The sequence below is a fragment of the Mesorhizobium sp. YC-39 genome, from assembly GCF_025753795.1.
Lineage (GTDB): Bacteria > Pseudomonadota > Alphaproteobacteria > Rhizobiales > Rhizobiaceae > Mesorhizobium.
Genome location: NZ_JAOWPS010000016.1, coordinates 1 through 22,893 on the forward strand (window position 1 = coordinate 1; position 22,893 = coordinate 22,893).

The 22,893-nt window shown below is 63.0% G+C and carries 27 protein-coding genes; 18 read left to right on the top strand and 9 right to left on the bottom strand.

Annotation, left to right across the window (positions count from 1 at the left end; all coding sequences use genetic code 11):
- Positions 1–114 precede the first annotated feature (114 nt).
- The 4 genes from OHD62_RS34480 (at position 115) to OHD62_RS34495 (ending at position 2,634) form a co-directional block, all read left to right on the top strand.
- Complete coding sequence (locus tag OHD62_RS34480) at positions 115–501, top strand: RidA family protein (RefSeq protein WP_263792076.1); 387 nt, start codon at positions 115–117, stop codon at positions 499–501.
- The gene (locus OHD62_RS34485; RefSeq protein WP_263792077.1) at positions 498–848 is read left to right on the top strand and encodes a VOC family protein; all 351 of its coding nucleotides are present in this window, start codon (positions 498–500) and stop codon (positions 846–848) included. Before OHD62_RS34480 ends, OHD62_RS34485 begins: the two co-directional genes overlap by 4 nt.
- Positions 849–1,037: 189 nt before the next feature.
- Positions 1,038–2,141 carry a 3-isopropylmalate dehydrogenase gene (gene leuB / locus OHD62_RS34490; protein ID WP_263792078.1) on the top strand — a complete coding sequence of 368 codons (1,104 nt, stop codon included), beginning with the start codon at positions 1,038–1,040 and terminating at the stop codon, positions 2,139–2,141.
- A gap of 4 nt (positions 2,142–2,145) precedes the next feature.
- Complete coding sequence (locus OHD62_RS34495; RefSeq protein ID WP_263792079.1) at positions 2,146–2,634, top strand: GNAT family N-acetyltransferase; 489 nt, start codon at positions 2,146–2,148, stop codon at positions 2,632–2,634.
- Here the strand turns inward: OHD62_RS34495 and OHD62_RS34500 are convergent.
- The 3 genes from OHD62_RS34500 to OHD62_RS34510 all read right to left on the bottom strand — a co-directional run bounded on the left by OHD62_RS34500 (position 2,588) and on the right by OHD62_RS34510 (position 6,146).
- A complete protein-coding gene (locus OHD62_RS34500; RefSeq protein WP_263792082.1) occupies positions 2,588–3,349 on the bottom strand; it encodes a DUF805 domain-containing protein in 762 nt (253 codons plus the stop codon). The genes OHD62_RS34495 and OHD62_RS34500 overlap by 47 nt on opposite strands.
- Before the next feature lie 38 nt (positions 3,350–3,387).
- Positions 3,388–4,086, bottom strand: coding sequence for a DUF805 domain-containing protein (locus tag OHD62_RS34505; RefSeq protein ID WP_263792084.1), 699 nt, complete (start codon positions 4,084–4,086; stop codon positions 3,388–3,390).
- Between the two features lie 203 nt (positions 4,087–4,289).
- Entirely contained in the window at positions 4,290–6,146 is a 1,857-nt protein-coding gene (locus OHD62_RS34510; RefSeq protein WP_263792086.1) for a DEAD/DEAH box helicase, read from the bottom strand.
- Between the two features lie 201 nt (positions 6,147–6,347).
- Between OHD62_RS34510 and OHD62_RS34515 the strand changes: the two genes are divergently transcribed.
- Entirely contained in the window at positions 6,348–6,479 is a 132-nt protein-coding gene (locus OHD62_RS34515) for a hypothetical protein (RefSeq protein ID WP_263792088.1), read from the top strand.
- Positions 6,480–6,585: 106 nt separating this feature from the next.
- On the top strand, positions 6,586–7,620 hold the full coding sequence (locus tag OHD62_RS34520) for an aspartate-semialdehyde dehydrogenase (RefSeq protein WP_263792089.1): 1,035 nt from the start codon (positions 6,586–6,588) through the stop codon (positions 7,618–7,620).
- 231 nt (positions 7,621–7,851) lie between these two features.
- On the opposite strand, the gene OHD62_RS34525 is transcribed toward OHD62_RS34520, so the two are convergent.
- Positions 7,852–8,259: an ACT domain-containing protein gene (locus tag OHD62_RS34525; RefSeq protein ID WP_263792091.1), complete on the bottom strand. Its 408-nt coding sequence runs from the start codon at positions 8,257–8,259 to the stop codon at positions 7,852–7,854.
- A 210-nt stretch (positions 8,260–8,469) separates the two neighbouring features.
- Between OHD62_RS34525 and OHD62_RS34530 the strand changes: the two genes are divergently transcribed.
- The 3 genes from OHD62_RS34530 (at position 8,470) to OHD62_RS34540 (ending at position 9,799) form a co-directional block, all read left to right on the top strand.
- Entirely contained in the window at positions 8,470–8,880 is a 411-nt protein-coding gene (locus OHD62_RS34530) for a DoxX family protein (protein WP_263792094.1), read from the top strand.
- A 21-nt stretch (positions 8,881–8,901) separates the two neighbouring features.
- Positions 8,902–9,429 carry an SRPBCC family protein gene (locus OHD62_RS34535; RefSeq protein WP_263792096.1) on the top strand — a complete coding sequence of 176 codons (528 nt, stop codon included), beginning with the start codon at positions 8,902–8,904 and terminating at the stop codon, positions 9,427–9,429.
- Positions 9,430–9,535: 106 nt separating this feature from the next.
- Positions 9,536–9,799 carry a YMGG-like glycine zipper-containing protein gene (locus tag OHD62_RS34540; RefSeq protein ID WP_263792098.1) on the top strand — a complete coding sequence of 88 codons (264 nt, stop codon included), beginning with the start codon at positions 9,536–9,538 and terminating at the stop codon, positions 9,797–9,799.
- Positions 9,800–9,879: 80 nt separating this feature from the next.
- Here the strand turns inward: OHD62_RS34540 and rpsP are convergent, their stop codons facing one another.
- The 3 genes from rpsP to ffh form a co-directional block, all read right to left on the bottom strand.
- Positions 9,880–10,281, bottom strand: a complete 402-nt coding sequence (gene rpsP / locus OHD62_RS34545) for a 30S ribosomal protein S16 (protein WP_263792100.1) — start codon at positions 10,279–10,281, stop codon at positions 9,880–9,882.
- Positions 10,282–10,389: 108 nt separating this feature from the next.
- Positions 10,390–10,716: a chorismate mutase gene (locus OHD62_RS34550; RefSeq protein WP_263792103.1), complete on the bottom strand. Its 327-nt coding sequence runs from the start codon at positions 10,714–10,716 to the stop codon at positions 10,390–10,392.
- Between the two features lie 7 nt (positions 10,717–10,723).
- On the bottom strand, positions 10,724–12,334 hold the full coding sequence (gene ffh / locus OHD62_RS34555; protein ID WP_097575297.1) for a signal recognition particle protein: 1,611 nt from the start codon (positions 12,332–12,334) through the stop codon (positions 10,724–10,726).
- Positions 12,335–12,716: 382 nt separating this feature from the next.
- Between ffh and rlmN the strand changes: the two genes are divergently transcribed.
- Genes rlmN through OHD62_RS34570 form a run of 3 tightly spaced genes read left to right on the top strand, consistent with a single transcriptional unit; the run spans position 12,717 to position 14,850 of the window.
- Entirely contained in the window at positions 12,717–13,952 is a 1,236-nt protein-coding gene (rlmN, locus tag OHD62_RS34560) for a 23S rRNA (adenine(2503)-C(2))-methyltransferase RlmN (RefSeq protein WP_263792106.1), read from the top strand.
- A 14-nt stretch (positions 13,953–13,966) separates the two neighbouring features.
- Positions 13,967–14,374 (top strand): hypothetical protein, encoded by a 408-nt coding sequence (locus OHD62_RS34565; RefSeq protein ID WP_263792108.1) that lies wholly within the window; start codon positions 13,967–13,969, stop codon positions 14,372–14,374.
- The gene (locus OHD62_RS34570) at positions 14,371–14,850 is read left to right on the top strand and encodes a hypothetical protein (RefSeq protein WP_263792110.1); all 480 of its coding nucleotides are present in this window, start codon (positions 14,371–14,373) and stop codon (positions 14,848–14,850) included. Before OHD62_RS34565 ends, OHD62_RS34570 begins: the two co-directional genes overlap by 4 nt.
- On the opposite strand, the gene OHD62_RS34575 is transcribed toward OHD62_RS34570, so the two are convergent.
- Positions 14,822–15,463, bottom strand: a complete 642-nt coding sequence (locus OHD62_RS34575) for a LysE family translocator (RefSeq protein ID WP_263792111.1) — start codon at positions 15,461–15,463, stop codon at positions 14,822–14,824. The genes OHD62_RS34570 and OHD62_RS34575 overlap by 29 nt on opposite strands.
- 166 nt (positions 15,464–15,629) lie before the next feature.
- Between OHD62_RS34575 and OHD62_RS34580 the strand changes: the two genes are divergently transcribed.
- Together OHD62_RS34580 and OHD62_RS34585 are read left to right on the top strand one after the other, a co-directional pair.
- Positions 15,630–16,859: an argininosuccinate synthase gene (locus OHD62_RS34580; protein WP_263792112.1), complete on the top strand. Its 1,230-nt coding sequence runs from the start codon at positions 15,630–15,632 to the stop codon at positions 16,857–16,859.
- Between the two features lie 189 nt (positions 16,860–17,048).
- Positions 17,049–17,480, top strand: coding sequence for a hypothetical protein (locus tag OHD62_RS34585; RefSeq protein ID WP_263792114.1), 432 nt, complete (start codon positions 17,049–17,051; stop codon positions 17,478–17,480).
- A 116-nt stretch (positions 17,481–17,596) separates the two neighbouring features.
- On the opposite strand, the gene OHD62_RS34590 is transcribed toward OHD62_RS34585, so the two are convergent.
- Positions 17,597–18,397, bottom strand: a complete 801-nt coding sequence (locus OHD62_RS34590) for a lytic transglycosylase domain-containing protein (protein WP_263792116.1) — start codon at positions 18,395–18,397, stop codon at positions 17,597–17,599.
- A 266-nt stretch (positions 18,398–18,663) separates the two neighbouring features.
- On the opposite strand from OHD62_RS34590, the gene OHD62_RS34595 reads away from it, so the two are divergent.
- From OHD62_RS34595 to OHD62_RS34610, 4 genes are all read left to right on the top strand, one after another.
- Positions 18,664–19,911 (top strand): flavin monoamine oxidase family protein, encoded by a 1,248-nt coding sequence (locus OHD62_RS34595; RefSeq protein ID WP_263792118.1) that lies wholly within the window; start codon positions 18,664–18,666, stop codon positions 19,909–19,911.
- Between the two features lie 111 nt (positions 19,912–20,022).
- Positions 20,023–21,120: a putative zinc-binding metallopeptidase gene (locus tag OHD62_RS34600; protein WP_263792120.1), complete on the top strand. Its 1,098-nt coding sequence runs from the start codon at positions 20,023–20,025 to the stop codon at positions 21,118–21,120.
- 64 nt (positions 21,121–21,184) lie between these two features.
- Entirely contained in the window at positions 21,185–21,790 is a 606-nt protein-coding gene (locus tag OHD62_RS34605) for a DUF1236 domain-containing protein (RefSeq protein WP_263792123.1), read from the top strand.
- Between the two features lie 134 nt (positions 21,791–21,924).
- Entirely contained in the window at positions 21,925–22,854 is a 930-nt protein-coding gene (locus OHD62_RS34610) for a CPBP family intramembrane glutamic endopeptidase (RefSeq protein WP_263792125.1), read from the top strand.
- The last annotated feature ends 39 nt before the right edge of the window (positions 22,855–22,893 follow it).

A 22,893-nucleotide genomic window follows, 5' to 3' on the forward strand; every position in this document is an offset into this window, starting at 1 on the left:
TCGGCCAATCTCCAAAGTCGGCGCCTCAGTCCTTAACAACAATCGGTTGCCTCTGGCCCATGGCCGGGCGGACCCTATACCTTCAGGATGCCAGCAACCCAACGAGGCCGCACCATGCGCAAACTCATCTCCACCGGTTCGCCCTTCGAAAAAACCGCCGGCTATTCGCGCGCCGTGGTGCAGGGCGACTGGTGTTTCGTCTCCGGAACCACTGGCTACGACTATGCCTCCATGACGATGCCGGAGACGGTCGAGGCGCAGACGCGTAATTGCCTGGCGACCATCGCCAAGGCGTTGCGGGATGGCGGTTTCGAGATGGCCGATGTGGTGCGGGCGCATTATTACATCACCGACCGGGCTTTCGTGGATGTCGTCTTCCCGATCCTCGGCGAGGCTTTTGGCGAGATCAGGCCGGCGGCGACGATGATCGTCTGCCAGCTCAACAAACCGGAAATGAAGATCGAGATCGAAGTCACGGCGCTGCGGCGGGCGGCCCGATGAAAGTCCGGCGCATCGTTGCAAACATAGACACGCAGGACATTGCGGCGGCCAAGCGCTTCTATCAGGATGTGCTCGGCCTCGATCTCAAGATGGATCTTGGCTGGATCGCCACCTATGGCTCGCAAGAGACAATGACCGTGCAGGTCAGCTTCATGGCCGAGGGCGGCTCCGGCACGCCGGTGCCGGATCTGTCGATCGAAGTCGACGATGTCGACGCGGCGCTCAAAGCGATGAAGACCGCCGGCTTCGCCATCGAATACGGACCGGTCGACGAGCCCTGGGGCGTACGGCGATTCTTTGTGCGCGATCCGTTCGGCAGGCTGGTCAATATTCTCTCGCATCAGTAGGCGGCTTCTTGCGGGACGTTATTCCAGCTTGGGTTCCTCTCCCCCGCCTCTGGCGGGGGCGAGGAACCTCAAGCCCCGCAAGGCCGACAGCTCAGAAGGGCGTCGCAGCGTTCTTCATCCCCTTGCGCACAGCCTGCTTGCCGTTTAGCAAGGCCGCGGTTTCTCCAAACAGCATTGGGACGGTTCGCCATGGCTTCGAAAAATCTTCTCCTGCTTGCCGGCGACGGTATCGGCCCCGAGGCCATGGCCGAAGTGAAGAAGTTGATATCAGCCATGAACGACAAGCTCGGCAGCGGTTTTACCACCGACGAGGGCCTGGTCGGCGGCTGCGCCTATGACGCGCATGGCGCGGCGATCTCCGATGCCGACATGGAAAAGGCGATGGCGGCCGACGCGGTGCTGTTCGGCGCCGTCGGCGGGCCGAAATGGGACAAGGTGGCTTACGAGGTACGCCCCGAAGCCGGGCTGCTGCGGCTGCGCAAGGACATGGAGCTGTTCGCCAATCTCAGGCCGGCCATCTGCTATCCGGCACTGGCCGCATCCTCCTCGCTCAAGCAGGAGGTGGTCGAGGGGCTCGATATATTGATCGTGCGCGAACTCACCGGCGGCGTCTATTTCGGCGAGCCGAAGCAGATCATCGACCTCGGCAACGGCCAGAAGCGCGGCATCGACACCCAGGTCTACGACACGTTCGAGATCGAGCGCATTTCCGGCGTCGCCTTCGAGCTGGCGCGCACGCGCAAGAACCATGTCACCTCGATGGAGAAGCGCAACGTCATGAAATCCGGCGTGCTGTGGAACGAGGTCGTCACCCAGACCCACAAGGCCAGATATGCCGACGTCAAGCTCGACCACATGCTGGCCGATGCCGGCGGCATGCAGCTGGTGCGCTGGCCGAAACAGTTCGACGTCATCGTCACCGACAATCTGTTCGGCGACATGCTCTCCGACATCGCCGCCATGCTGACCGGCTCGATCGGCATGCTGCCTTCGGCCTCGCTCGGCGCGCCTGACGTGAAGACCAAGAAGCGCAAGGCGCTTTACGAGCCGGTGCATGGCTCGGCGCCCGACATCGCCGGCAAGGGTATCGCCAACCCGATCGCCATGATCGCCTCCTTCGCCATGTGCCTGCGCTATTCCTTCGGCATGGTGGCCGAGGCCGACAAGCTCGAAGCCGCAATCGCCGCCGTGCTCGACGACGGGTTGCGCACCAAGGACATCCTGTCCGAGGGGATGACCGAAGTCGGCACCGTCCAGATGGGCGACGCGATCATCGCCAGGTTCCTGGGCTGATTCCATGGCAGTCGACGTCCGCTGGGCGACGACTGCGGATGCGGCGGCGCTTGCCCTCATGTTTTGCGAGATGGCGGTGCATTACCGCCAGCCGCCGCTCGATACCGATCGGGCTTTATCGGCAGCGCGCAAATGGCTTGGCGAGGAAAGCCCGGCCTATCCGCATTTCGCGCTCGCCTTCGTCGATGGCAAGGTGTCAGGCTTGGCTTCGGTGGCCATCGCGCATCCCGGCATCGATCTCGAGCGGTTGCTGTTCCTGAAGGATCTGTTCGTGCGCGAGAACACCCGCAATGAAGGCGTCGGCCGGGCGCTGATTGGCTTTCTCGCCAGCCATTGCCTCAGCCAAGGCGTCGGCCGCATCGACCTGACCACCGAAGACTGGAACGAAGGCGCGCTGCGCTTCTACGAGCGACTTGGCGCGGAGCGCCACGGGCAGAAGATCTTCCTCAGACTGTCGGGCGAGGCGCTGGAGAAGATTTCGGCGAAACCCTGACGCCGGCTGGTACAGGCCCCCACTGGTTCTCCTCGAATTGGGAGGGAAGAAGCCCGAAGATGAGAAAGGCCACGGCCCCCAAAGCCGGAGTGTAGCACAGCAAGACAAGCCAGCCGGTCAGCCCGATGTCGTGCAGACGCCGCACGACGACTGCGATCGACGGCAGAATTGCTACCAGCACGAAAAGCAGGGCAGGAACGTACCCGATCGAGGTCCTTGGACCGTCGTCGAAACCGCTTATTGCCAGGTTGAGCAGAATGCCGAAACCGAACAGCGCCACGAGCACAATGTAGAGCCAGAGATAGAACGCCCAAAACTCCTTACGGCAGGCCCGGCCGGTGAAATTGCGGTAGTCGTCGCCCAGAGCTCGCAGGAAATAAGCCCACAAGCCCATAGATGGGGCCGGCCGACGTTCGGCGGAACGGGTAGGCCGCTGCGACGGATCGCGTCTTGGCGCCGTTGCGGCGACGATGTCATGCGCCGTCCCGTCGTCCGCCCGGAACTCGACCACCGTGCCCCTGAGCAGCGCGATGTCCTGACTCAGGTCCGCACGCGCGAAGATATAGCGCTTACCATCCACTCCGTTGATGTAGCCGTAATCCTGATCCTCGTCGTAGTGGAATACCGTCCCGCGCATTGCTTTGCCCCCAAAAAATTCCCGGTTCCATACTATCCAAGGTTGTTCATGATTGCAATATGCACGCAAGACATGCATGATTGAGCTCCAGGCGCGGATGCTGGGCAAGGCGCAGGCTAAACCCTGACGCCCGTCGGCACCGGGCCCCACTGGTTTTCCCGGCCTTGAGTCGGGATCAGCGCAAAGATCAGGATGATCAGGCTGCCGAAGGTCGGGATCAAGACAAGCAGGACGAGCCAGCCGGTCAGGCCGATATCGTGCAGGCGACGCACGTTGAGTCCGAGCCACGGCAGGACTGTCGCCAGCAGGAAGAGGCCGCAAAGGCCGATCGTCACGGCCGGCAATTCGTCGAGATTGGCCATGGTGTCGTCGATGAAGACGCCGATGCCGCCAATCACCAGCAGCGCGATCGTCCAGAACAGGAAATAGCCCCAATATTCCTTGCGGCGGGCGCGGCCGGCGAAGTTGAAGTAATTCTCGGTCAGACCGCGCCAGAAATAATCCCATAATCCGGTGGTTGCCGCAGGCTCGTTGTCGGCGGATCGGCCGAACTGTTGTGGCTTGGATGTTTCGGGCGCATTGCCGGTTTGAGAGGGCGCGGCGGTTGCAGTAGCAGGAGCATCGGCTGCCTTGGCATCAATCGAAAAGACATCGCGCGCCCGGCCGCCACCCGGCTGGAACTCAACGAGCGCGCCCTTGGCCATCGACGTCTCACGGCGCAGATTCTCGCGCGCGAAACTGTAGCGATTGCCATCGGCTCCAGTGATGAAACCGAAGCCCTGGGTCTCGTCATAGTGAAGAACCTCGCCGCGCATGCTTGCCCACCCCCATTCGCGTCTCGCCCAGACTGTCTAGAGTTGCGGCGGATCGCAAGGGGTGCAACTGCCAAGGTCTACGATTTGTGGCCGGGGCTCTCATGACGAAGGGAGGGATGTTTCGGCCAATCTCCAAGGTTTGCGATCCGCCGCGGGAAGGTGACGTTCGCTGTCCATCGGCTTCCAGCCTATCCAAATCGTCGTTAAGCCGGCCGCTTCTTCGATTTCTTGTGTTTCGGCGATCCGCTGGTCTCGAATTTCGGTTTGCCCGCCTTCTTCGCCCAGGGTTTTGCCTCGGAGGCACCGGCGTCGCGCTGCCCGGCCGGCGCCGCGCGCTTCTCGAATTTCGGCTTCGGCGCGTTCGGATCGAACGCTCCCTTGCCGCGATGCGGCTTCTTGTCAGGCCTCGGCGGCTGGTAGCCGGCCCGCGACAAATCGGGAGTGCCTTCCAGCCGCTTCACCACGATGTTGTTCTGCAGCTTGCGGTCTGGCCCGATCGCGGCAAGGAAGCGGTCGGCCCAATCGGCTGATATCTGCACGAAGGTTTCCTCCGGCTGCATCTTGATGGCGCCGATCTCGCGCTTGGTGATGCCGCCGGTGCGACACAGCATCGGGATCAGCCAGCGCGGCTCGGCATTCTGCCGGCGTCCGACGGACAGCGAGAACCAGACACTGGCGCCGAAATCGTCCCGGCGACTGGGCTGCTCATCGCGGCGTGCAAATTTTTCGCCCGACGGCGTGAACGGTGCGACGTCCAAAAGATCCTCGGGCGCCGAACGGCTGGAGCGGCACATCCGCACGAAAGCGGCCGCCACCCGTTCGGCGCCATGTTTTTCGAGAAGCGTGTCGACGAAGCCGCGCTCGTCTTCATTCACCGGTTCTTCGAAGGCCGGGTCGGCAAGGATGCGCTCGTCGTCGCGCCTGAGCACGTCGTCGGCCGAGGGCGGACTCGCCCAAGTCGCCTTGAGGCCGGCACTTTGCAGCAAGCGTTCGGTGCGCCGGCGGGCGCTGTTGGGCACGATCAGCGCGCTGACGCCTTTCCGTCCCGCCCGGCCCGTGCGCCCGCTGCGGTGCAGGAGCGTCTCCGGGTTGGTCGGCAGGTCGGCATGAACAACCAGTTCGAGATTGGGCAGGTCGATGCCGCGCGCCGCCACGTCGGTGGCGATGCAGACTTTGGCGCGGCCGTCGCGCATCGCCTGCAGCGCGTGGCTGCGCTCGTTTTGGCTGAGCTCGCCGGACAGTGCCACGACCGAGAAATTGCGGTTGTTGAAGCGCGCGGTCAAATGGTTGACGGCGGCGCGGGTGTTGCAGAACACCAGCGCGTTCTTCGCCTCGTAATAGCGCAGCACGTTGATGATGGCGTTCTCCCGGTCGGCCGGGGCGACGCTCAGCGCCCGGTATTCGATATCGAGATGCTGCTTTTCCTCGCCAGCGGCCGAGATGCGCACGGCATTGCGCTGGTAGCCCTGGGCCAAAGTGGCGATGGAGCGCGGCACGGTGGCCGAAAACATCAAGGTGCGGCGCTCGGCTGGAGCGGCGTCGAGGATGAATTCCAGATCCTCGCGAAAGCCAAGGTCGAGCATCTCGTCGGCCTCGTCGAGCACCACCGCCTTCAGCGCCGACATGTCGAGCGAGTGCCGGGCGATGTGGTCGCGCAAGCGTCCGGGCGTGCCGACGACGATATGGGCGCCGCGCTCCAGCGCGCGCCGCTCGGTGCGCATGTCCATGCCGCCGACGCAGGACGCTATCGCTGCGCCAGTCAGCTCGTAAAGCCATTCCAGCTCGCGCGTTACTTGCAGGGCGAGCTCGCGCGTCGGTGCCACGGCCAGCGCCAGGGGTGCTGCGGCGTGGGTAAAGCGCTCCACGCCGCCGAGAAGTGTCGGCGCCATGGCAAGACCGAAAGCGACGGTCTTGCCGGAGCCGGTCTGCGCCGAAACCAGTGCGTCGGCTTGACCGAGCTCGGGCGCCAAGACAGCCTTCTGTACCGGCGTCAGCTCGGCATAGCCGCGTTTTTCCAGCGCCGCTGCCAGCGCAGGAACGATACCTTCGAAATTGGACATCTCGCTCTTTCGGAATTCGGATTCTTTTTATGCCCGGCAATGGGTCATCCGTCGGCGGGCGCGCTATCAGCGCCACGAGCCAGACGATCTTGCCGTACGTACTTCGCGCGGCAGCCATTGTACAGGGCAAGTGTGGCGCCTCGTTGCGATTGACTCTTTGCACAAACCGCGTAAAAGCCGGCTCCAAACGGGACAGTTTCGATGCGCGGCCTTTTGATGGCGCTCCTTGCATTCGACATCTCCAGCCACAATGTACACCATTGGGCCGGGCGCATTGGCGCGTCATCCCGTTCCAGCAAAACCATGGCCAAAACCACCACCAAAACGGTGTGATTCCCTTGGCCTAACCACCCTCTCCCGGGTCCGGCCCGGGGGTTGAAACCCGCATCGGCCGGCGGGTTTTCTCCAAAACCAAAGCGGAGAGGGACAGGAGAACTTTATGAGTTTCAAGGTTGCGATCGTCGGCGCCACGGGCAATGTGGGCCGGGAAATGCTCAACATACTGGAAGAGCGCGGCTTTCCGGTGAGCGAAGTTGTGGCGCTGGCCTCGCGGCGCAGCCAGGGCACGGAAGTGTCCTTCGGCGACCGCACGCTGAAGGTCAGGGCGCTGGACAGCTACGACTTCTCCGACACCGACATCTGCATCATGTCGGCCGGCGGCAATGTGTCGAAGGAATGGTCGCCGAAGATCGGCAAGCAGGGCTGCGTCGTTATCGATAATTCGTCGGCCTTCCGCTACGACCAGGACGTGCCGCTGATCGTGCCGGAAGTGAACCCGGACGCGATCTCGCTGTTCACGCGCAAGAACATCATCGCCAACCCGAACTGCTCGACGGCGCAGCTCGTCGTGGCGCTGAAGCCGCTGCATGATTTCGCCACCATCAAGCGCGTCGTCGTCGCCACCTATCAGTCGGTGTCGGGTGCCGGCAAGGAAGGCATGGACGAGCTGTTCACGCAGACGCGGGCCGTGTTCGTCGCCGATACCGTCGACGTCAAGAAGTTCACCAAGCGCATCGCCTTCAACGTCATCCCGCATATCGACGTCTTCCTCGACGACGGCTTCACCAAGGAAGAGTGGAAGATGGTCGCCGAGACCAAGAAGATGCTCGACCCCAAGATCAAGCTGACGGCGACCTGCGTGCGCGTGCCGGTGTTCATCGGCCATTCGGAGGCGGTCAACATCGAGTTTGAAAAGCCGATCACCGCCGACGAGGCGCGCGATATCCTGCGCGACGCGCCGGGCTGCCAGGTCTTGGACAAGCGCGAGGACGGCGGCTACATCACGCCGCTGGAATCGGCCGGCGAGGACGCCACCTTCATCTCGCGCATCCGCGAGGACTCCACCATCGACAACGGCTTGTCGATGTGGATCGTCTCCGACAATCTGCGCAAGGGCGCGGCGCTCAACGCCGTGCAGATCGCCGAGCTGCTGGTTGAGCGGGGGCTTATCCAGCCGAAGAAGAAGGCGGCTTAGTTTTCGCTCACGGGCCGTATCGCCGCTGCCGCGGCGGGGCCCTGCGCGGGCGCGCCGGACGACCGGCGGCCCGCGGTCGCGGGCCTGGCCTTCGGCCGGATGCTCCCTTCTCCCCGTTTACGGGGGAGAAGGTGCCGGTCCACCCTCCGCAGCTGCAGCGCAGCTGCTGCGGAGGACGGGCAGGCCGATGAGGGGCGGCACCGGCGTTTCAGGTAGTCGCATTGGCCGGCATCACCTCCGGCTCTCCTCCGCCAGCTTTTCCAACATCGCCATCGCCTCTTCCGCCCGGTCGGCCGGCACGAACAGATGATCGTGGTAGAAGGCCGAGACCGGATTGACGCCCATGCCGGCGCTGGCCAGCCGTGTGGTGATGGCAGCGAGGAAGCCGACGGCTTCCAGTGACGAATGGATGTTCAGCGTGATCATGCGGCTCGGGAAAACGCCGTCCAGGCCGGCCGCCCTTGCCTGATCCTCGAGCACGATCAGCGTCGTGCCCTCGCGCTCGCGAAACAGCATCACCGGATCGAGCCCGCCGGGAACCGGCACAGCGGGCGGCACGGTGACGAAGACATGGATGCCGGCAAGCAATTGCGGCGTCATCGTCGCCAGAAGTTTCTTCAGATCGGTCTCGCCGCTCATTGCCATCCTCCGACTGACGCCCTTGGCGGGCATGCAGAATGCATATCCGCGCTGGATGGATGCCGATAGTCCCCGGCGGTTACGGTCCGTGGGTCATCGCTGCGCTTGGCGAAAAAGTTCCCGTACCGTGTCGGATCGCCGCCTGGTGCCGCGTCCTTGCTTCGAACCTGGCGAACGAGGCCAGTGCCCGAAACAACGGAGGGAACACCTATGACCATTGCTCAATCGACATCCGTGTCGTCGCGTGCGCTGTGGACCGGCCGCGTGCTCAGCGCCATCATCGTGCTGTTCATGATCTTCGACGGCGTCATCAAGCTGCCGCCGCTCGATGTGGTTACGCAGACAATGGTGCCGCTTGGCTGGCCGGCCGACGCAAACGTCGCGCGCATGCTCGGCGTCATCGTGCTGATCTCGACAGCCCTCTACGCCCTGCCGCGCACCTCGGTGCTCGGCGCCATCCTGCTCACCGCCTATCTCGGCGGCGCCATCGCCACCAATATGCGGGTCGGCAGCCCGCTATTGTCGCACACTCTGTTCGGTGTCTATCTCGGCATCATACTGTGGGGCGGCCTGTATCTGCGCGACCCAAGGGTGCGCGCACTGATGCCGTTCAGCCGATAAGCGCAAACAAGGGAGAAGAAGATGCTTACCACCGTCCTTATCATCCTGGTCGTGCTGATCGCCGCATTGCTCATCTATGCCGCGATGAAGCCGGACAATTTCACCGTCAGCCGTTCGGCCAGCATCAAGGCGCCGCCCGAGGCGATCTTTCCGCTGATCAACGATTTCAAGCGCTGGACCGTCTGGTCACCTTACGAAAAGCTCGATCCGGACATGAAGCGGACGCTGTCCGGCGCCGACAGCGGCAAGGGCGCCGCCTATGCCTGGGAAGGCAATGGCAAGGCCGGCGCCGGACGGATGGAGATCACCAAATCGGTGCCGTCGTCCCTGGTCGCGCTGAAGCTCGACTTCGAGAAGCCGTTCAAGGCGAACAATACGGTCGACTTCACCTTGGTTCCGGCCGGCAACAACACCGCCGTCACCTGGGCCATGCACGGCCGCTATCCCTTCATCGCCAAACTGATGGGCATATTCATCAACATGGACAGGATGGTCGGCAAGGATTTCGAGACCGGCCTCGCCAATCTGAAGAGCGCCGCCGAAAAATAGGGTTTGGCTCAAGCGCCGTTACTCCTCCAAGCGGATCAAATCCCACAGCCATGCGTTATCGGCACAAGGCGGGGTGGAGATATTTGGCCTTCGGGAGGAACGACAAATGAAAAAGACGATGCTTTTGCTGGCCCTGGTGATACCGCTCGGTGCCTGCTCGCAGACAGAGAAGGGTGCGGCGGTCGGTGGACTGGGTGGCGCGGCGATAGGTGCTGCCGTGGCAGGGGATCCGGTGGAGGGAGCTGTCGTCGGTGGAGCTGTCGGTGCCGTCGCCGGCGCGCTGATCGGCCGCGCCAGTGAAAGCGGCCAGTGCCGCTACCGGGACCGCTACGGGCGCGTCTACGTTGCCCGTTGTCCGCAGGGCTATTGACCCGGCGATCTCGGAATTCCGACAAAATAGCAAAACGGCGGGCACAGGCCCGCCGTTTGCTACCACAGGGGTAAAGCGATTTATTCCGCGGTGGCGGCTTCCGCCTCGGCCGGTGCGGCCGCAGCGGCTGCAACAGCGGCGGCGGCATCTTCCTGCGCCTTCTTCAAAAGGGCGGCGCGTTCCTGCGCCTTCTTGCCGGGCTCGGCCTTCTTCGGGTTGGAGCGGGCTTCGCGCTTGGCGAGGCCGGCCTCGTCGAGGAAGCGCAGCACGCGGTCGGTCGGCTGGGCGCCGTGCGAGAGCCAGTGCTTGACGCGGTCGGCGTCGACCTTGACGCGTTCGCCGTCCTTCGGCAGCAGCGGGTTCCACGAGCCGAGCGACTCGATGAACCGGCCGTCGCGCGGCGAGCGGGCGTCGGCGACGACGACGTGATAATAGGGACGCTTCTTCGAGCCCGCACGGGCCAGTCTGATCTTCAATGGCATTTCTTTTCTCCTAAAAGCTCTGATTCGTTAGTCGGTTTACGGTTTGTGTTTTGTGCATGTCGTTGTCCCAAAACCGCTGCGCACTTTTGGGCGACATGCACCGGGTCCTCAGCCGGTTTTCGTCACGCCGTTGGTAGCGGCGATCTGTTCGTGGTGTCTGATGACTTCGCGGACGACGAAGTTGAGGAATTTCTCCGCGAAATCCGGGTCGAGATGGGCGTCCTTCGCCAACTGGCGAAGGCGGGCGATCTGCTGCTGCTCGCGCGCCGGATCGGCCGGCGGCAGGCCATGCTCCGCCTTCAGCACGCCGACCGCCTTGGTGCAGCGGAAGCGTTCGGCCAGCATGTGGATGAGGGCCGCGTCGATGTTGTCGATCGAGGCGCGGTAGCCGGCCAGAATCGTCCGTGCTTCGGCCATGTCCTTCTCTTCGTTCATTGCATTCTCACTTCTTCTTGCCAAGGCCGGGCAGTCCGCCGCCGCCCAGGCCGGGAAGTCCCGGAAGTTTCATGCCGCCGGGCAGACCGGGCAGTCCGCCGCCACCGGGCAGTGAGCCGGGCAGGCCCTTCATACCGCCGAGACCAGCGGCTTGCGCTTGCTTCTGCAAGGCTTCGAGCTGCTTGGGGTCCATCTTCGACAGGTCCGGCATGCCGCCACCCATGCCGCCCGGGCCTCCCATACCGGGCATCATGCCGCCGAGACCCATCTTCTGGGCGAGGCCGCCCATCATGCCGCGCATGAGGCCGCCGCCTTTACCCTTGCCGCCCATCGCCTTCATCATGTCGGCCATGCCGCGATGCATCTTGAGCAGCTTGTTGATCTCGGCCGCATCGGTGCCGGAGCCGGCGGCGATGCGCTTCTTGCGCGAGTGCTTGAGAATATCGGGATTAGCGCGCTCGGCCTTGGTCATCGACGAGATGATGGCGAGCTGGCGGCCGAACATCTTGTCGTCGAGACCGGCGGCGGCCATCTGGTCCTTCATCTTGCCCATGCCCGGCATCATGCCCATGATACCGCCCATGCCGCCCATCTTCGACATTTGCTGAAGCTGGCTGGCAAGGTCGTTCAAGTCGAACTTGCCCGACTGCATCTTCTTGGCCATCGCCGCCGCCTGTTCGGCGTCGATGTTTTCGGCGGCCTTTTCGACGAGGCTGACGATGTCGCCCATGCCAAGGATGCGGTCGGCGATGCGCTTGGGATGGAATTCCTCCAGCCCGTCCATCTTTTCGCCGGTGCCGATCAGCTTGATCGGCTTGCCGGTGACGGCACGCATCGAAAGCGCCGCACCGCCGCGGCCGTCGCCGTCCATGCGGGTGAGCACCAGGCCGGTGATGCCGACGCGCTCATCGAAGCTCTTGGCCAGATTGACGGCGTCCTGGCCGGTCAGCGAATCGGCGACCAGCAGGATTTCGTGCGGCGACGACACCTTCTTGATGTCGGCCATCTCGACCATCAGCGGCTCGTCGATATGGGTGCGGCCGGCGGTGTCGAGGATGACCACATCATGACCGCCGAGCTTGGCCGCCTGCACGGCGCGCCGCGCGATGTCGACCGGGTTCTGGCCGGCGACAACAGGCAGTGTCGCCACCTTGACCTGCTCGCCGAGCTGGCGGAGCTGCTCCTGCGCGGCGGGGCGCCGCGTGTCGAGCGAGGCCATCAGGACTTTCTTGTTCTGGCGCTCGGAAAGCCGCTTGGCGATCTTGGCCGAGGTCGTCGTCTTGCCGGAGCCCTGCAGGCCGACCATCATGATGACGACGGGGGCCGGCGCATTGAGGTCGATGGCGACGCCTTCGGCGCCGAGCATCTCGACCAGCTCATCGTGGACGATCTTGACGACCATCTGGCCGGGCTTGATCGACTTGACCACGGCGGCGCCGACAGCCTTCTCGCGCACCTTGTCGGTGAAGGAACGCACCACTTCCAGCGCCACGTCTGCCTCGAGCAGCGCGCGGCGCACCTCGCGAAGTGCCGCCGAGACATCCGCCTCGGACAGCGCTCCGCGGCCTGTCAGGCCGTTCAGGATGGAGCCAAGGCGCTCCTGAAGGGATTCAAACATCTAGCTTCCTTCAATCTCGGTTCAGTTCGATCCGAGAGGTAATGCGTTCGCGCCAGGTGTCCAGACAAAAGCCCGTGCAAGCGCAAAGCCAAAAAGCACCCGGGGGCGCATTGCGCTGCCGGGTGTTGGCCTCCAGGATCGATTTACAGCACTCACCTCAAAGAGGTTTCGGCGTCCTGGTCGGCTTGCTCGGAGGGATACTCGTCGCGGAATTCGGGGGCTGTAGACAGGAAATTGGCCGCAGAGTCAAGCTGCGAGCCGGATATGGCCAGGTTGGGCTGCCGGCGCGCGCATGACTCCGACGTCAGGCTGTGCTATGCGCCGCGCTTCATTTCCAGCGCGATGCTGCAATCGGCCGTAAATAGCTTATATCAGTGCAACCATGACCCTTTCGCTCGATCTTACTGCCGAAGGCGCCCGCGAGGCGTTGCGTGCCCGCGTCACGGCGGCCGAAAAGCCGTCGCTGGTCGGCTTGACCCGTACCGAACTTGGCGCCGCCCTCATTGCAGCGGGCATCGTGCCGGAGCGCCAGGCGAAGATGCGCGCCCAGCAACTCTGGCACTGGATGTATGTGCGCGGCGTCTCCGACTTCGCCGGCATGTTCAACATCTCCAAGGATCTGCGCGCCGAGCTCGACAAGCATTTCACCGTGACCAGACCCGAAATCGTCGAGGAACAGATCTCCGCCGACGGCACCCGCAAATGGCTGTTTCGCTTTCCGCCGCGCGGCGCCGGCCGGCCGGTCGAGATCGAGACGGTCTACATTCCAGAAGAAGGCCGCGGCACGTTGTGCATCTCCTCGCAGGTCGGCTGCACGCTGACCTGTTCCTTCTGCCACACCGGCACGCAGAAGCTGGTGCGTAATCTCACCGCCGAGGAAATCCTCGCCCAGTTGCTCACCGCCCGCGACCGGCTTGGCGATTTCCCCGACCGCGACACGCCGGACGGCGCCATCGTGCCGGCCGAGGGCAGGAAAGTGTCCAACATCGTCATGATGGGCATGGGCGAGCCGCTCTACAATTTCGAGGCGGTGAAAAAGGCGCTGCTGATCGCCTCCGACGGCGACGGGCTCTCCCTGTCGAAAAGACGCATCACGCTGTCGACCTCCGGCGTGGTGCCCGAGATTTTCCGCACCGGCGAGGAGATCGGCGTCATGCTGGCGATCTCGCTGCACGCCACCAATGACGATCTGCGCGACCTGCTGGTGCCGATCAACAAGAAGTATCCGCTGAAAGAACTGATCGCCGCCTGCCGCGCCTATCCGGGCCTCTCCAACGCCAAGCGCATCACCTTCGAATATGTGATGCTGAAGGATGTCAACGATTCGCTCGACGATGCCAAGGCGCTGGTCAAGCTGCTCAGGGGCATTCCGGCCAAGATCAATCTGATCCCGTTCAACCCGTGGCCGGGCACCAATTACCAGTGCTCGGACTGGGAGACGATCGAAAAATTCGCCGACTATATCAACAATGCCGGCTACGCCTCGCCGATCCGTACGCCGCGCGGCCGCGACATCCTCGCCGCCTGCGGCCAGCTCAAATCGGAATCCGAGCGCATGCGCAAGGTCGACCGGCTGGCGCTGGAAGCGATGATGATCGCGGGGCACGGCGAGGCGTGAGGAACGTCAGACGATTGGCTTTGGTCACGCTCTGCTACGTTTTGGCTGCCTTCACCACGTGTCTGATCACATTGATGCTTAGTGGGCTGATCTGGCGTCACGGCACGGTACTATTGAACGGCTTGGACGGTGTGGGCTTGTTGCTTCTCGGGACGGCGATCGCAGGAATCTATGGCGCCCCGTTCGCAATCCCCTTGATCATCGCAGCCCGGTTTCTTGAAACGAGACGCTGGACCACGTTTGCTTTTGGGGGAGCAATCATCGGTGCATTCATGTTTGTATTCATGAAATTTTATCCGCTGGCTCAGCGGCCACCAGACACTGGCACGCTGGTTATCCTGATTGTTGCAGCCGGTTTCGGAGGTGCGGCCTACTACTTCGCGGAGAGCCGACTCCTTCAAGATTGCAGACAATCCGCATGAGTCGTCTCGTCGCCTACCTCATACGCTTCGCCGTCATCCTGATCGGCTATGCCGTCGCTTCGCTGGCGGCCAGCGCCTTCCTCAACATCATGTTCCTGGCGTCGCTTGGGCTGATGGCGGAGCAGTCGCAGCCGGCGGCGCAGGCGTCGCTGTGGTTTTCCGTCCCCTTCGTCGCGCTGTTCGTCGCCTATTTCGCCTTCATGCCGGCGGCCATCGCCATCCTCGTCTCCGAAATCCTGGGACGGCGCGACTGGCTGTTCTATGCGCTGGCGGGTGCCGTGGTCGCGGCGGTTTTCCTCGGCTTCGTCCACCAGACGGCCGACGCCAATTTCGAGGTCACCAACACCAGCGTCATGCTGGCGGTGATCGGCTGCGGCATGGTCGGCGGCATCTTCTACTGGCTGAGCGCCGGACGCTGGGCCGGAAGCTGGCGTGAAATCGGAAACCCTATTTCGCCTGGGCCGTCAGGATCTTGAGCGCGAAGGCCGAAAATACCCCGGCGAACAGATAGTCGACGACGCGCGTCACGCGCGGGCTGGCCTTCATCGCCGCCGAAAATTTTTCCGCCGCAAAGACCATCGGCGCCGTCACCGGGATCGACAGCACGACGAACATCGCGCCGAGGAAGAACAGTTTTCCCGGTGCGTTCGGATCATGCGCCGAGACGAATTGCGGCAGGAAGGTCATGAAGAACAGGATGATCTTCGGGTTGAGCAGGTTGACGCCGAGCCCAGCCGCCCAGCTGCGGAACAGTGAGATTTGCGGGCCGCTCTTCTTCTCCGGTGAGAAGGCCGACCCCTTGGTGATGGCCTGCCAGGCCAGGAAGACGAGATAGCCGGCGCCAAACAGCTTGAGCACGAAGAAGGCCATCGGCGAGGCGACGATCAGCGCCGAGACGCCGACCACCACCAACGTCGTGTGGATCAACGTGCCGCACAGCGCACCGGCCATCGAGGCAAAGCCGGTGGCGCGGCCCTGGCTCAGCGTCCGTGACACGAAAAGCGTCATGTCAGGCCCCGGCGTGATCGCAAGGATCACCGTGGCGATGGCGAACTGGATCAGCGTCGTGGTATCGGGAATGAAGGACATGGCCGGTCTCGTGGCAGCAAAATATGGCGCAGCCATACCGCATGAGCCGTGCGCTGGCCAGCTTCTGGCCGATGCAGCATCTGGTCCAGCCGCCGTTCATCTCTTGCGCAGGCCGGAAACGCCGTGATACCTCGCCCGCGAAACCTTTTCGCGCGGAACCGCCAAAATGTCCCCAAGCAAGATAAAAGACGTCAAGAAAGTCGTGCTCGCCTATTCCGGCGGTCTCGACACCTCCATCATCCTGAAGTGGCTGCAGACCGAGCTCGGCGCCGAAGTCGTCACTTTCACCGCCGATCTCGGCCAGGGCGGCGAGCTGGAGCCGGCGCGCCGCAAGGCCGAGATGATGGGCATCAAGGACATCCGCATTGTCGATGTCCGCGAGGAGTTCGTCTCCGACTTCGTCTTCCCTATGTTCCGCGCCAACACCGTCTATGAGGGCACCTATCTGCTCGGCACCTCGATCGCGCGGCCGCTGATCTCCAAACACCTGGTCGAGATCGCAAAAGAAACCGGCGCCGACGCGATCGCCCATGGCGCCACCGGCAAGGGCAACGACCAGGTCCGTTTCGAGCTCTCGGCCTATGCGCTGAACCCCGACATCAAGGTCATCGCGCCGTGGCGCGACTGGTCGTTCAAGTCGCGCACCGACCTGATCAACTTTGCCGAGCAGCACCAGATCCCGGTGCCGAAGGACAAGAAGGGCGATGCGCCGTTTTCCGTCGACGCCAACCTTCTGCACTCCTCCTCCGAGGGCAAGGTGCTGGAAGACCCGTGGAGCGAGCCGCCGGAATTCGTCCACCAGCGCACCATTTCGCCGATGGACGCGCCGGACAAGGTCACCGAGATCGAGATCGAATTCCTGAAAGGCGATCCCATCGCCCTCAACGGCAAGAAGCTGTCGCCGGCAACGATGCTGGCCGCGCTCAACGATCTCGGCCGCGACAACGGCATCGGCCGGCTCGACCTGGTCGAGAACCGTTTCGTCGGCATGAAATCGCGCGGCGTCTATGAAACGCCCGGCGGCACCATCCTGATATCAGCCCACCGGGCGATCGAATCGATCACACTCGACAGAGGCGCCGCCCATCTCAAGGACGAGTTCATGCCGCGCTATGCCGAGCTGATCTACAACGGCTTCTGGTTCGCGCCCGAGCGGCTGATGCTGCAGGCGATGATCGACAAGAGCCAGGAAGACGTCGAAGGCACGGTGCGGCTGAAGCTCTACAAGGGCAACGTCATCGTCACCGGGCGCAAGTCGAGGAAGACGCTCTATTCCGATGCGCTGGTCACCTTCGAGGACGACCGCGGTGCCTACGACCAGAAGGACGCCGAAGGCTTCATCCGCCTCAATGCGCTAAGACTGCGCACGCTTGCCGCGCGCAATCGCAAGGGCTGAAATCCGAACGGCGCATGGGCCGCTTTACCGATCCCGTGAAAGCTGAAACGGTTCGAGAAACCCGGCGGAGACGCCGAGTTTTATTTGGTGTTTCTAATATAACGGAAGTTAAACCACCTCAATGGAGTTTTGTTTGACCTTTAGGCGACTTCATCTAAGTTCCCTCTGCTGAACGGGGGACTTTCCACAATGAAAAATGGATTTTTTATTCTGCTTGCAACGGTCGTCACCTTGACAATTTGCCAGTCGTCAGAGGCAAGCGCGAAACGCAACCCGAACGCGGACTTGGGCGGATGTATCGCCTCTGTCCACGCATGGAGCATCACGCTCAAGCACGATATCGCCTCGTTCATGGGCGTCTCGCAGGAGCGCATGCCGGCCCTGTTCTGCCAGCGCCTTGCCGAAGGGGTGCGCACCGGACGCATCAGCTACTCCGACATAAACAGCCTGCAGCTGGACCAACCGACCGAAATCTGGATGGTCATCAAGGGCAAGTCAAAGGCGGCTACGCAAGCCCCGGCGCCCCGGAACTCCAAGTTCCGTACCTGCAGCGGTATTGACGGCACCTTCCAAATCCCCAGTTCCCGGAAATGCCCGTTGAGCGGCTACGCGCATTATTAAGAGTGGTGATGAGATCGAACTTGATCTTTCCGAGTGATTGGGTTTTGACCCTGCTCCATCAACAAGAAGGCCCGGCTCATGGCCGGGCCTTCCTTTAATTAATCTGGATACCTCTATCAGTCGGCATCGATCGCCGTGGCGATGCGGGCGATGGCCTGTTGATAGACGCTCGCGGAATTCCAGCCGGCGATTGCGCCCATATTCGCCCCGTAACTCGCGCCGGCCCGCCAACCATGCCCCTTGAGGAAGTTGGCGGTGGAAGCCAACGCGGTGCTCTTGTCGCGCAGATTTCTGCTGCCGACGCCATACTTCATGACATTACCGGGCAGGAACTGCGTGTGGCCAATCTCGCCATGCATGGCGCCGACCGACGAGGCGCTCAACGCTCCGCGATCAACCAGCTTCAAGGCTGCAATGGCATGCGGGTAAAAGAATTCCGGGCGGCGGCAATCATAGGCAAGCGTTAAAATGGCAGAGACCGTATTCTGGTTGCCCATGGAGGAACCGAAGCCGGTCTCCATACCCCAGATGGCGAGCAACACACCCGGCGGCACGCCGTAGGTCCGTTCTATCTTGTCGAACATCCCCGCATTCGCCTTTTTCAGCGCACGGCCCTTGGCAATGATCGCGGATCCGCCACGGCGCTTCATGAAAGCTTCCACCGAGCCGCTGAAGGCCTTGTGGATGGCGCGGTCGGCGGCGATCGTCCTTGTTGCATAGTTCGCGCTGGCCAGAGCGGCCAGACCTTTCGAGCCTACACCGTTGGCCTTGGCCTCAGCGGCAAACTCCGGCTTCCAAGCATCGAAGCCAGCGCCGCTCTTGCCACAGCTGGCCGCCGCCTGCGCGCCCGTCGCTAGTGCAAACACCGCCACCACCGTGGCCGCTGCAAACATTTTTCCCTTGGCAAGAAATGCCATGCTGTTCTCCTGATTTGCCTGAATCACGTCCCAGTCGCGAATTTGCCAGTGAAACGTGCGTTTGTCACTCTAGAGCGGCGTGCGTGAATTTACGTGCACAAAGTACGCTCCAACACTTTGAACCCGCGTATCATGCTTTCCGAAAGTCGACTCCGGTTTTCGGGCAGATACGGTAAGAAGTCGTTTACGCGTTCCCGGTACCGCACTGGCGAATGCCGGAGAACTTGCCTACGATCAAGCAATTATTGTGGCGGGGCAGAATATTCATGGAAGACGTTGACGTCGTGATCGTTGGCGCTGGCTCGGCGGGGCTTGCCGCCGCCAGGACCCTTGGCGCAGCCGGCCTTTCCTTCAAGCTGTTCGAGGCGATGAACCGCATCGGCGGCCGCGCCTGGACCAGCGACCAGCATTTCGGCGTGCCATTCGACATTGGCTGCGCCTGGCTGCATGCCGCCGACCGCAATCCCTATTTTCCCGAGGCACAGGCCGCCGGCTGGACGCTTCACCATCACGACATGAATGTCGATCATCTCTATTACCGCAAGCGCAAGGCGAGCGAAGCCGAAGAGGCCGCGATGAAGGCCGCCGACGCCAAGCTGTTCGAGCTTTTGGCGGCGCATCAGGTTGGCGATGGCGACGACGACCGTCTTTCGGCGCTGCTGGCCAGGGGCCAGGCGCCGCGCGCCGCCGCCACCTTTGCCGGGCCGATGGATTTCGGCGCCGACGAGGACGAGATCTCGATCCGGGACTTCCAGGCCGCCGCCGATCTCGATCCGAACTATTTCTCCAAGGAAGGGTTCGGCGCATTGGTCACCCGGTTTGGCGCCGATGTGCCGGTCGAACTGTCGACGCCGGTGCGCAAGATCCTCTGGGAGGTGCCGGGCGTGGCCTGCGTCACCGATCGCGGCACCATCCGCGCCAAGGCAGCCATCGTCACAGCTTCGCCGGCGGTGCTTGCCTTCGAGGAGATCGAATTCTCGCCGGCGCTGCCCGACACGCATTTCGGCGCCTTCTTCGATCTGCCAATGGGCATGCTGACCAAGCTGCCGGTGGAGATCCGGGGCACAAGGCTGGGGCTGGCGCCCTTCGACGACCTGCTGATCGAGCGGATGGCCAGGCACGATATCTATTTCCTCTGTTTTCCCTTCGACCTCGACCTGATGGTCGGCTTCGTCGGCGGCGATTTCGCCTGGGAAATGTCGGCTGCAGGCGAGGCGGCAGGTGTCGATTTCGTTGTCGACCGGCTATGCGGCATCTTCGGCGCGGATGTGCGAAAGCATGTCGGTCGCGCCATGATGACCAATTGGGGCGGCGAGCGCTTCGTGCGCGGCGCCTATGCGACGGCCCGCCCCGGCCGTTCGGAGGCACGCGCCACGCTGATGCAGCCGGTGGCGGAGAAGATCTTCTTCGCCGGTGAGCATCTGGCCGGTCCGCTGATGCAGACCTGCGGCGGCGCGCGCCTGTCTGGTGAGGCGGTGGCGCGACAGGTCGTCGCCCAGCTTGCGGCAAAATAGCGTCGTCGGCAGGAACGCCGGCGGTGGCGGGCATTTGGGCAATGGATGGCCCCGCACTATATCCGTCACCTTGCTCCGGGGTGCGGACCCCCCTGATGATTTGGGACCGAGATGAAGCTTTTCGATTGCCCGCATTGTGGCCACCGCCTCTATTTCGAGAACGCCCAGTGCCTCCACTGCGCCAGCCCAGTGCTTTACGACCCGGGGCACGCGCGCTTCGCGCTGTCCGGCACCGCCGGTGTCTTCCAATGCACCAATGCCGACGAGTGCGCCTGCAACTGGATGGCGGAGCCGGGCCATGCCTTCTGCCGCGCCTGCATGCTGAACCAATTGATCCCCGACCTTTCGGTCGACGGCAACCGCCGTCGCTGGATCCGCGTCGAAGCGGCGAAGAAGCGGGCCATCTATTCGCTGCTTGCCGCCGCGCTGCCGGTCGCACCCAAGCAGAATGCCGGCGACGAAACCGGCCTCGCCTTCGACTTCCTCGCCGATCCGATCGGTGGCGGACCGGGCGGCGAACGCATCCTGACCGGTCACGACAATGGCCTGATCACGCTCAACGTCGCCGAAGCGGATTCGGCCGAGCGCGAGAGGCGGCGCATCGAAATGGGCGAGAACTACCGCACCTTGCTCGGTCATTTCCGCCATGAGCTTGGTCACTACTATTGGGACCGCCTGATCCGCGACGATCCGCAAAGGCTGGTCGCTTTCCGCGCCTTGTTCGGCGACGAGCGCTCCGACTACGAACAGGCGCTGAAGGCCTATTATGCCAACGGTGCGGCGCCCGACTGGCAGCAGGGCCACATCTCGGCCTATGCCACGTCCCACCCCTGGGAGGACTGGGCTGAGACATGGGCGCACCATCTGCACATCACTGACACGCTGGAGATGGTGCATGCGCTGAATTTCCCGCTCGGCCGGCTGGAAACCGTGGAAACCAACGCTCTGCCGCAGGGCGACACCGGCGGCGAGCTGCAGGCGGCGCCGTCCGAACCCGCCGCCGCCCCGGAACCGTTCGACAAGATCCTGGCCCGCTGGCTGGTGCTGTCGGAGGCGTCCAATTCGATCAACCGCTGCATGGGCCTGCCCGACCTCTATCCCTTCGTCATCTCGGATCGAACGGCACAGAAACTGGCCTTCGTTCATGAACTCCTTACGGGTTTGCCGAAAGAAACCGGAATAAATCGTGAGCCGGCCGGGGCATTTTAGCCGGAACGCATAGGCCTTTGCCCCGTTTCCGTTGCGAGGGGTTGTGAAAAACGGAGCGAAAACCATGAAACGCTTACTGTTTCCTGCCATAGCCGGCGCGCTTGCCGCCATGTCGGGGACGGCCTTGGCTGACACTGCTGTTTCGGCCATTGCCGATCTCAACGTGCGCGCCGGGCCTGGCCCGCAATATCCGGTCATAGGCGTGCTCGCCGCTGGCCAGTCGGCGACGCTCGACGGCTGTATTGAAAACAGCAAATGGTGCACCATCGCCGAGGCAGGCGGCCAGGGTTGGATCTATTCCGACTATGTTACCGCCGATTTCGGTGGCGACCGGGTCGTGCTGACGCGGCGCCCGGCCGATGCCGCCATCACCGTCGTGACACCGCCGGCTGACAGCGATGAGTATTCCGACACCTATACCGGAGCGATCGTTGCCGGCGAGCCGATCGAGCCCATCAGACGACCGCCGGCCGAAGTCCGCACCTATGTCGACACCAATCGGCTCGATCCGGTCTATCTCGATGGCGAAGTGGTTACCGGCGCAACCTTGCCCGACAGCGTCGAGTTGCGCGAGATTCCAGACTACGACTATCGCTATGTCTATGTGAACGGCCAGCCGGCGCTGGTCGATCCGGCCACGCGGCGCATCATGTACGTCGTGCGTCAATAAATAACCAACCGGGAGCCACCGCCAAGTCGGCGGTTTCCGCGGCTCCAATTTGCGCATGACCCCGAAAATCGATTTTGATTTTCGGGGTCATGCGCTAGATCATGCGACCCGATGCGTTCGGCAAAGGAACCCGCGTGATATCAGACCCCGCCGCCTTCGAGCGCTACCGGCTTACCCCCAACGACAAGACGACCCTGCCGCGCCTGCTGTTCGGATCGGCGATCGTCATCCTGTTCTGGGTCACGACGACCATGGTCGTGCTGCTCGGCGGCGCCTATGTTTTTGCGCTGTGGCAGGCATCGTCGGGTACGGTGCAGGACTTCATGGCGTCGCCCGCCGGGATTCTTGCCGCACTCGCCTCCTTCGCCGGCATCTGGATCGGCCTTTGGGTTGCCATGCGCTGGGTCCATCGCGAGCCGCTGACGGCGCTGCTCGGCGTGAGCCGCCGTGTCTCGCGCGCAGGCTTCCTCAAGGGGTTGGCCGCGGTACTGATCACCTCGGCGCTGTCCGAAATCCTGCTCTATGTCCTGCAGCCCGATATTGCGCGCGGTGCGATCAGCTTCTCGACCTGGCTTGTCTTCCTGGTCCCGATCATCGTGCTGACCTTGCTGCAAACCTCGTCCGAAGAGGTGCTGTTTCGCGGCTATCTCTTGAGGGGCTTGGCCAACCGGTTTCAGAACCCCTTCATCTGGGCGCTGCTGCCGGGGCTCTTGTTCACCTCGATGCATTGGAGCCCAGGCTCGAGCGCCGCCATCAACGCCTGCGTGCTCGCCTCGATCGCCGCTTTTGCGCTGGTGCTGACGCTTGTGGTCTATGCCACCGGCAATCTCGGCGCCGCCTTCGGCGCCCATCTCGGCAACAATCTGACCGGCTTCCTGCTGATTTCGCATCAGCAGAGCTACAACTCCTTCGCCCTCTTCAACGCCAAGCCGCTCGAAGGCCCCGGCTGGACGACACTTGACGCGGTCTTCATCGCCGTGATCGGCATCGTCTGCAGCCTGCTGACGATCGTGCTGCTCCTGCATCCTCGCTCGCCGCTGAAGGTCGAGCCGGATGGACAATGATCCCGAACCGAAGGTTCGCGTCAGCGAAAAATGGAAACC

Coding starts and splice junctions, on each gene's coding strand:
- OHD62_RS34540 (WP_263792098.1), top strand. CDS start 9,536: ATGAAAAAGACGATGCTTTTGCTGGCCCTGGTGATACCGCTCGGTGCC.
- ffh (WP_097575297.1), bottom strand. CDS start 12,334: ATGTTTGAATCCCTTCAGGAGCGCCTTGGCTCCATCCTGAACGGCCTG.
- OHD62_RS34595 (WP_263792118.1), top strand. CDS start 18,664: ATGGAAGACGTTGACGTCGTGATCGTTGGCGCTGGCTCGGCGGGGCTT.
- rpsP (WP_263792100.1), bottom strand. CDS start 10,281: ATGCCATTGAAGATCAGACTGGCCCGTGCGGGCTCGAAGAAGCGTCCC.
- OHD62_RS34535 (WP_263792096.1), top strand. CDS start 8,902: ATGCTTACCACCGTCCTTATCATCCTGGTCGTGCTGATCGCCGCATTG.
- OHD62_RS34500 (WP_263792082.1), bottom strand. CDS start 3,349: ATGCATGTCTTGCGTGCATATTGCAATCATGAACAACCTTGGATAGTA.
- rlmN (WP_263792106.1), top strand. CDS start 12,717: ATGACCCTTTCGCTCGATCTTACTGCCGAAGGCGCCCGCGAGGCGTTG.
- OHD62_RS34485 (WP_263792077.1), top strand. CDS start 498: ATGAAAGTCCGGCGCATCGTTGCAAACATAGACACGCAGGACATTGCG.
- OHD62_RS34510 (WP_263792086.1), bottom strand. CDS start 6,146: ATGTCCAATTTCGAAGGTATCGTTCCTGCGCTGGCAGCGGCGCTGGAA.
- OHD62_RS34505 (WP_263792084.1), bottom strand. CDS start 4,086: ATGCGCGGCGAGGTTCTTCACTATGACGAGACCCAGGGCTTCGGTTTC.
- OHD62_RS34480 (WP_263792076.1), top strand. CDS start 115: ATGCGCAAACTCATCTCCACCGGTTCGCCCTTCGAAAAAACCGCCGGC.
- OHD62_RS34520 (WP_263792089.1), top strand. CDS start 6,586: ATGAGTTTCAAGGTTGCGATCGTCGGCGCCACGGGCAATGTGGGCCGG.
- OHD62_RS34605 (WP_263792123.1), top strand. CDS start 21,185: ATGAAACGCTTACTGTTTCCTGCCATAGCCGGCGCGCTTGCCGCCATG.
- OHD62_RS34530 (WP_263792094.1), top strand. CDS start 8,470: ATGACCATTGCTCAATCGACATCCGTGTCGTCGCGTGCGCTGTGGACC.
- OHD62_RS34580 (WP_263792112.1), top strand. CDS start 15,630: ATGTCCCCAAGCAAGATAAAAGACGTCAAGAAAGTCGTGCTCGCCTAT.
- OHD62_RS34550 (WP_263792103.1), bottom strand. CDS start 10,716: ATGAACGAAGAGAAGGACATGGCCGAAGCACGGACGATTCTGGCCGGC.
- leuB (WP_263792078.1), top strand. CDS start 1,038: ATGGCTTCGAAAAATCTTCTCCTGCTTGCCGGCGACGGTATCGGCCCC.
- OHD62_RS34525 (WP_263792091.1), bottom strand. CDS start 8,259: ATGAGCGGCGAGACCGATCTGAAGAAACTTCTGGCGACGATGACGCCG.
- OHD62_RS34600 (WP_263792120.1), top strand. CDS start 20,023: ATGAAGCTTTTCGATTGCCCGCATTGTGGCCACCGCCTCTATTTCGAG.
- OHD62_RS34515 (WP_263792088.1), top strand. CDS start 6,348: ATGCGCGGCCTTTTGATGGCGCTCCTTGCATTCGACATCTCCAGCCAC.
- OHD62_RS34575 (WP_263792111.1), bottom strand. CDS start 15,463: ATGTCCTTCATTCCCGATACCACGACGCTGATCCAGTTCGCCATCGCC.
- OHD62_RS34590 (WP_263792116.1), bottom strand. CDS start 18,397: ATGGCATTTCTTGCCAAGGGAAAAATGTTTGCAGCGGCCACGGTGGTG.
- OHD62_RS34495 (WP_263792079.1), top strand. CDS start 2,146: ATGGCAGTCGACGTCCGCTGGGCGACGACTGCGGATGCGGCGGCGCTT.
- OHD62_RS34585 (WP_263792114.1), top strand. CDS start 17,049: ATGAAAAATGGATTTTTTATTCTGCTTGCAACGGTCGTCACCTTGACA.
- OHD62_RS34570 (WP_263792110.1), top strand. CDS start 14,371: ATGAGTCGTCTCGTCGCCTACCTCATACGCTTCGCCGTCATCCTGATC.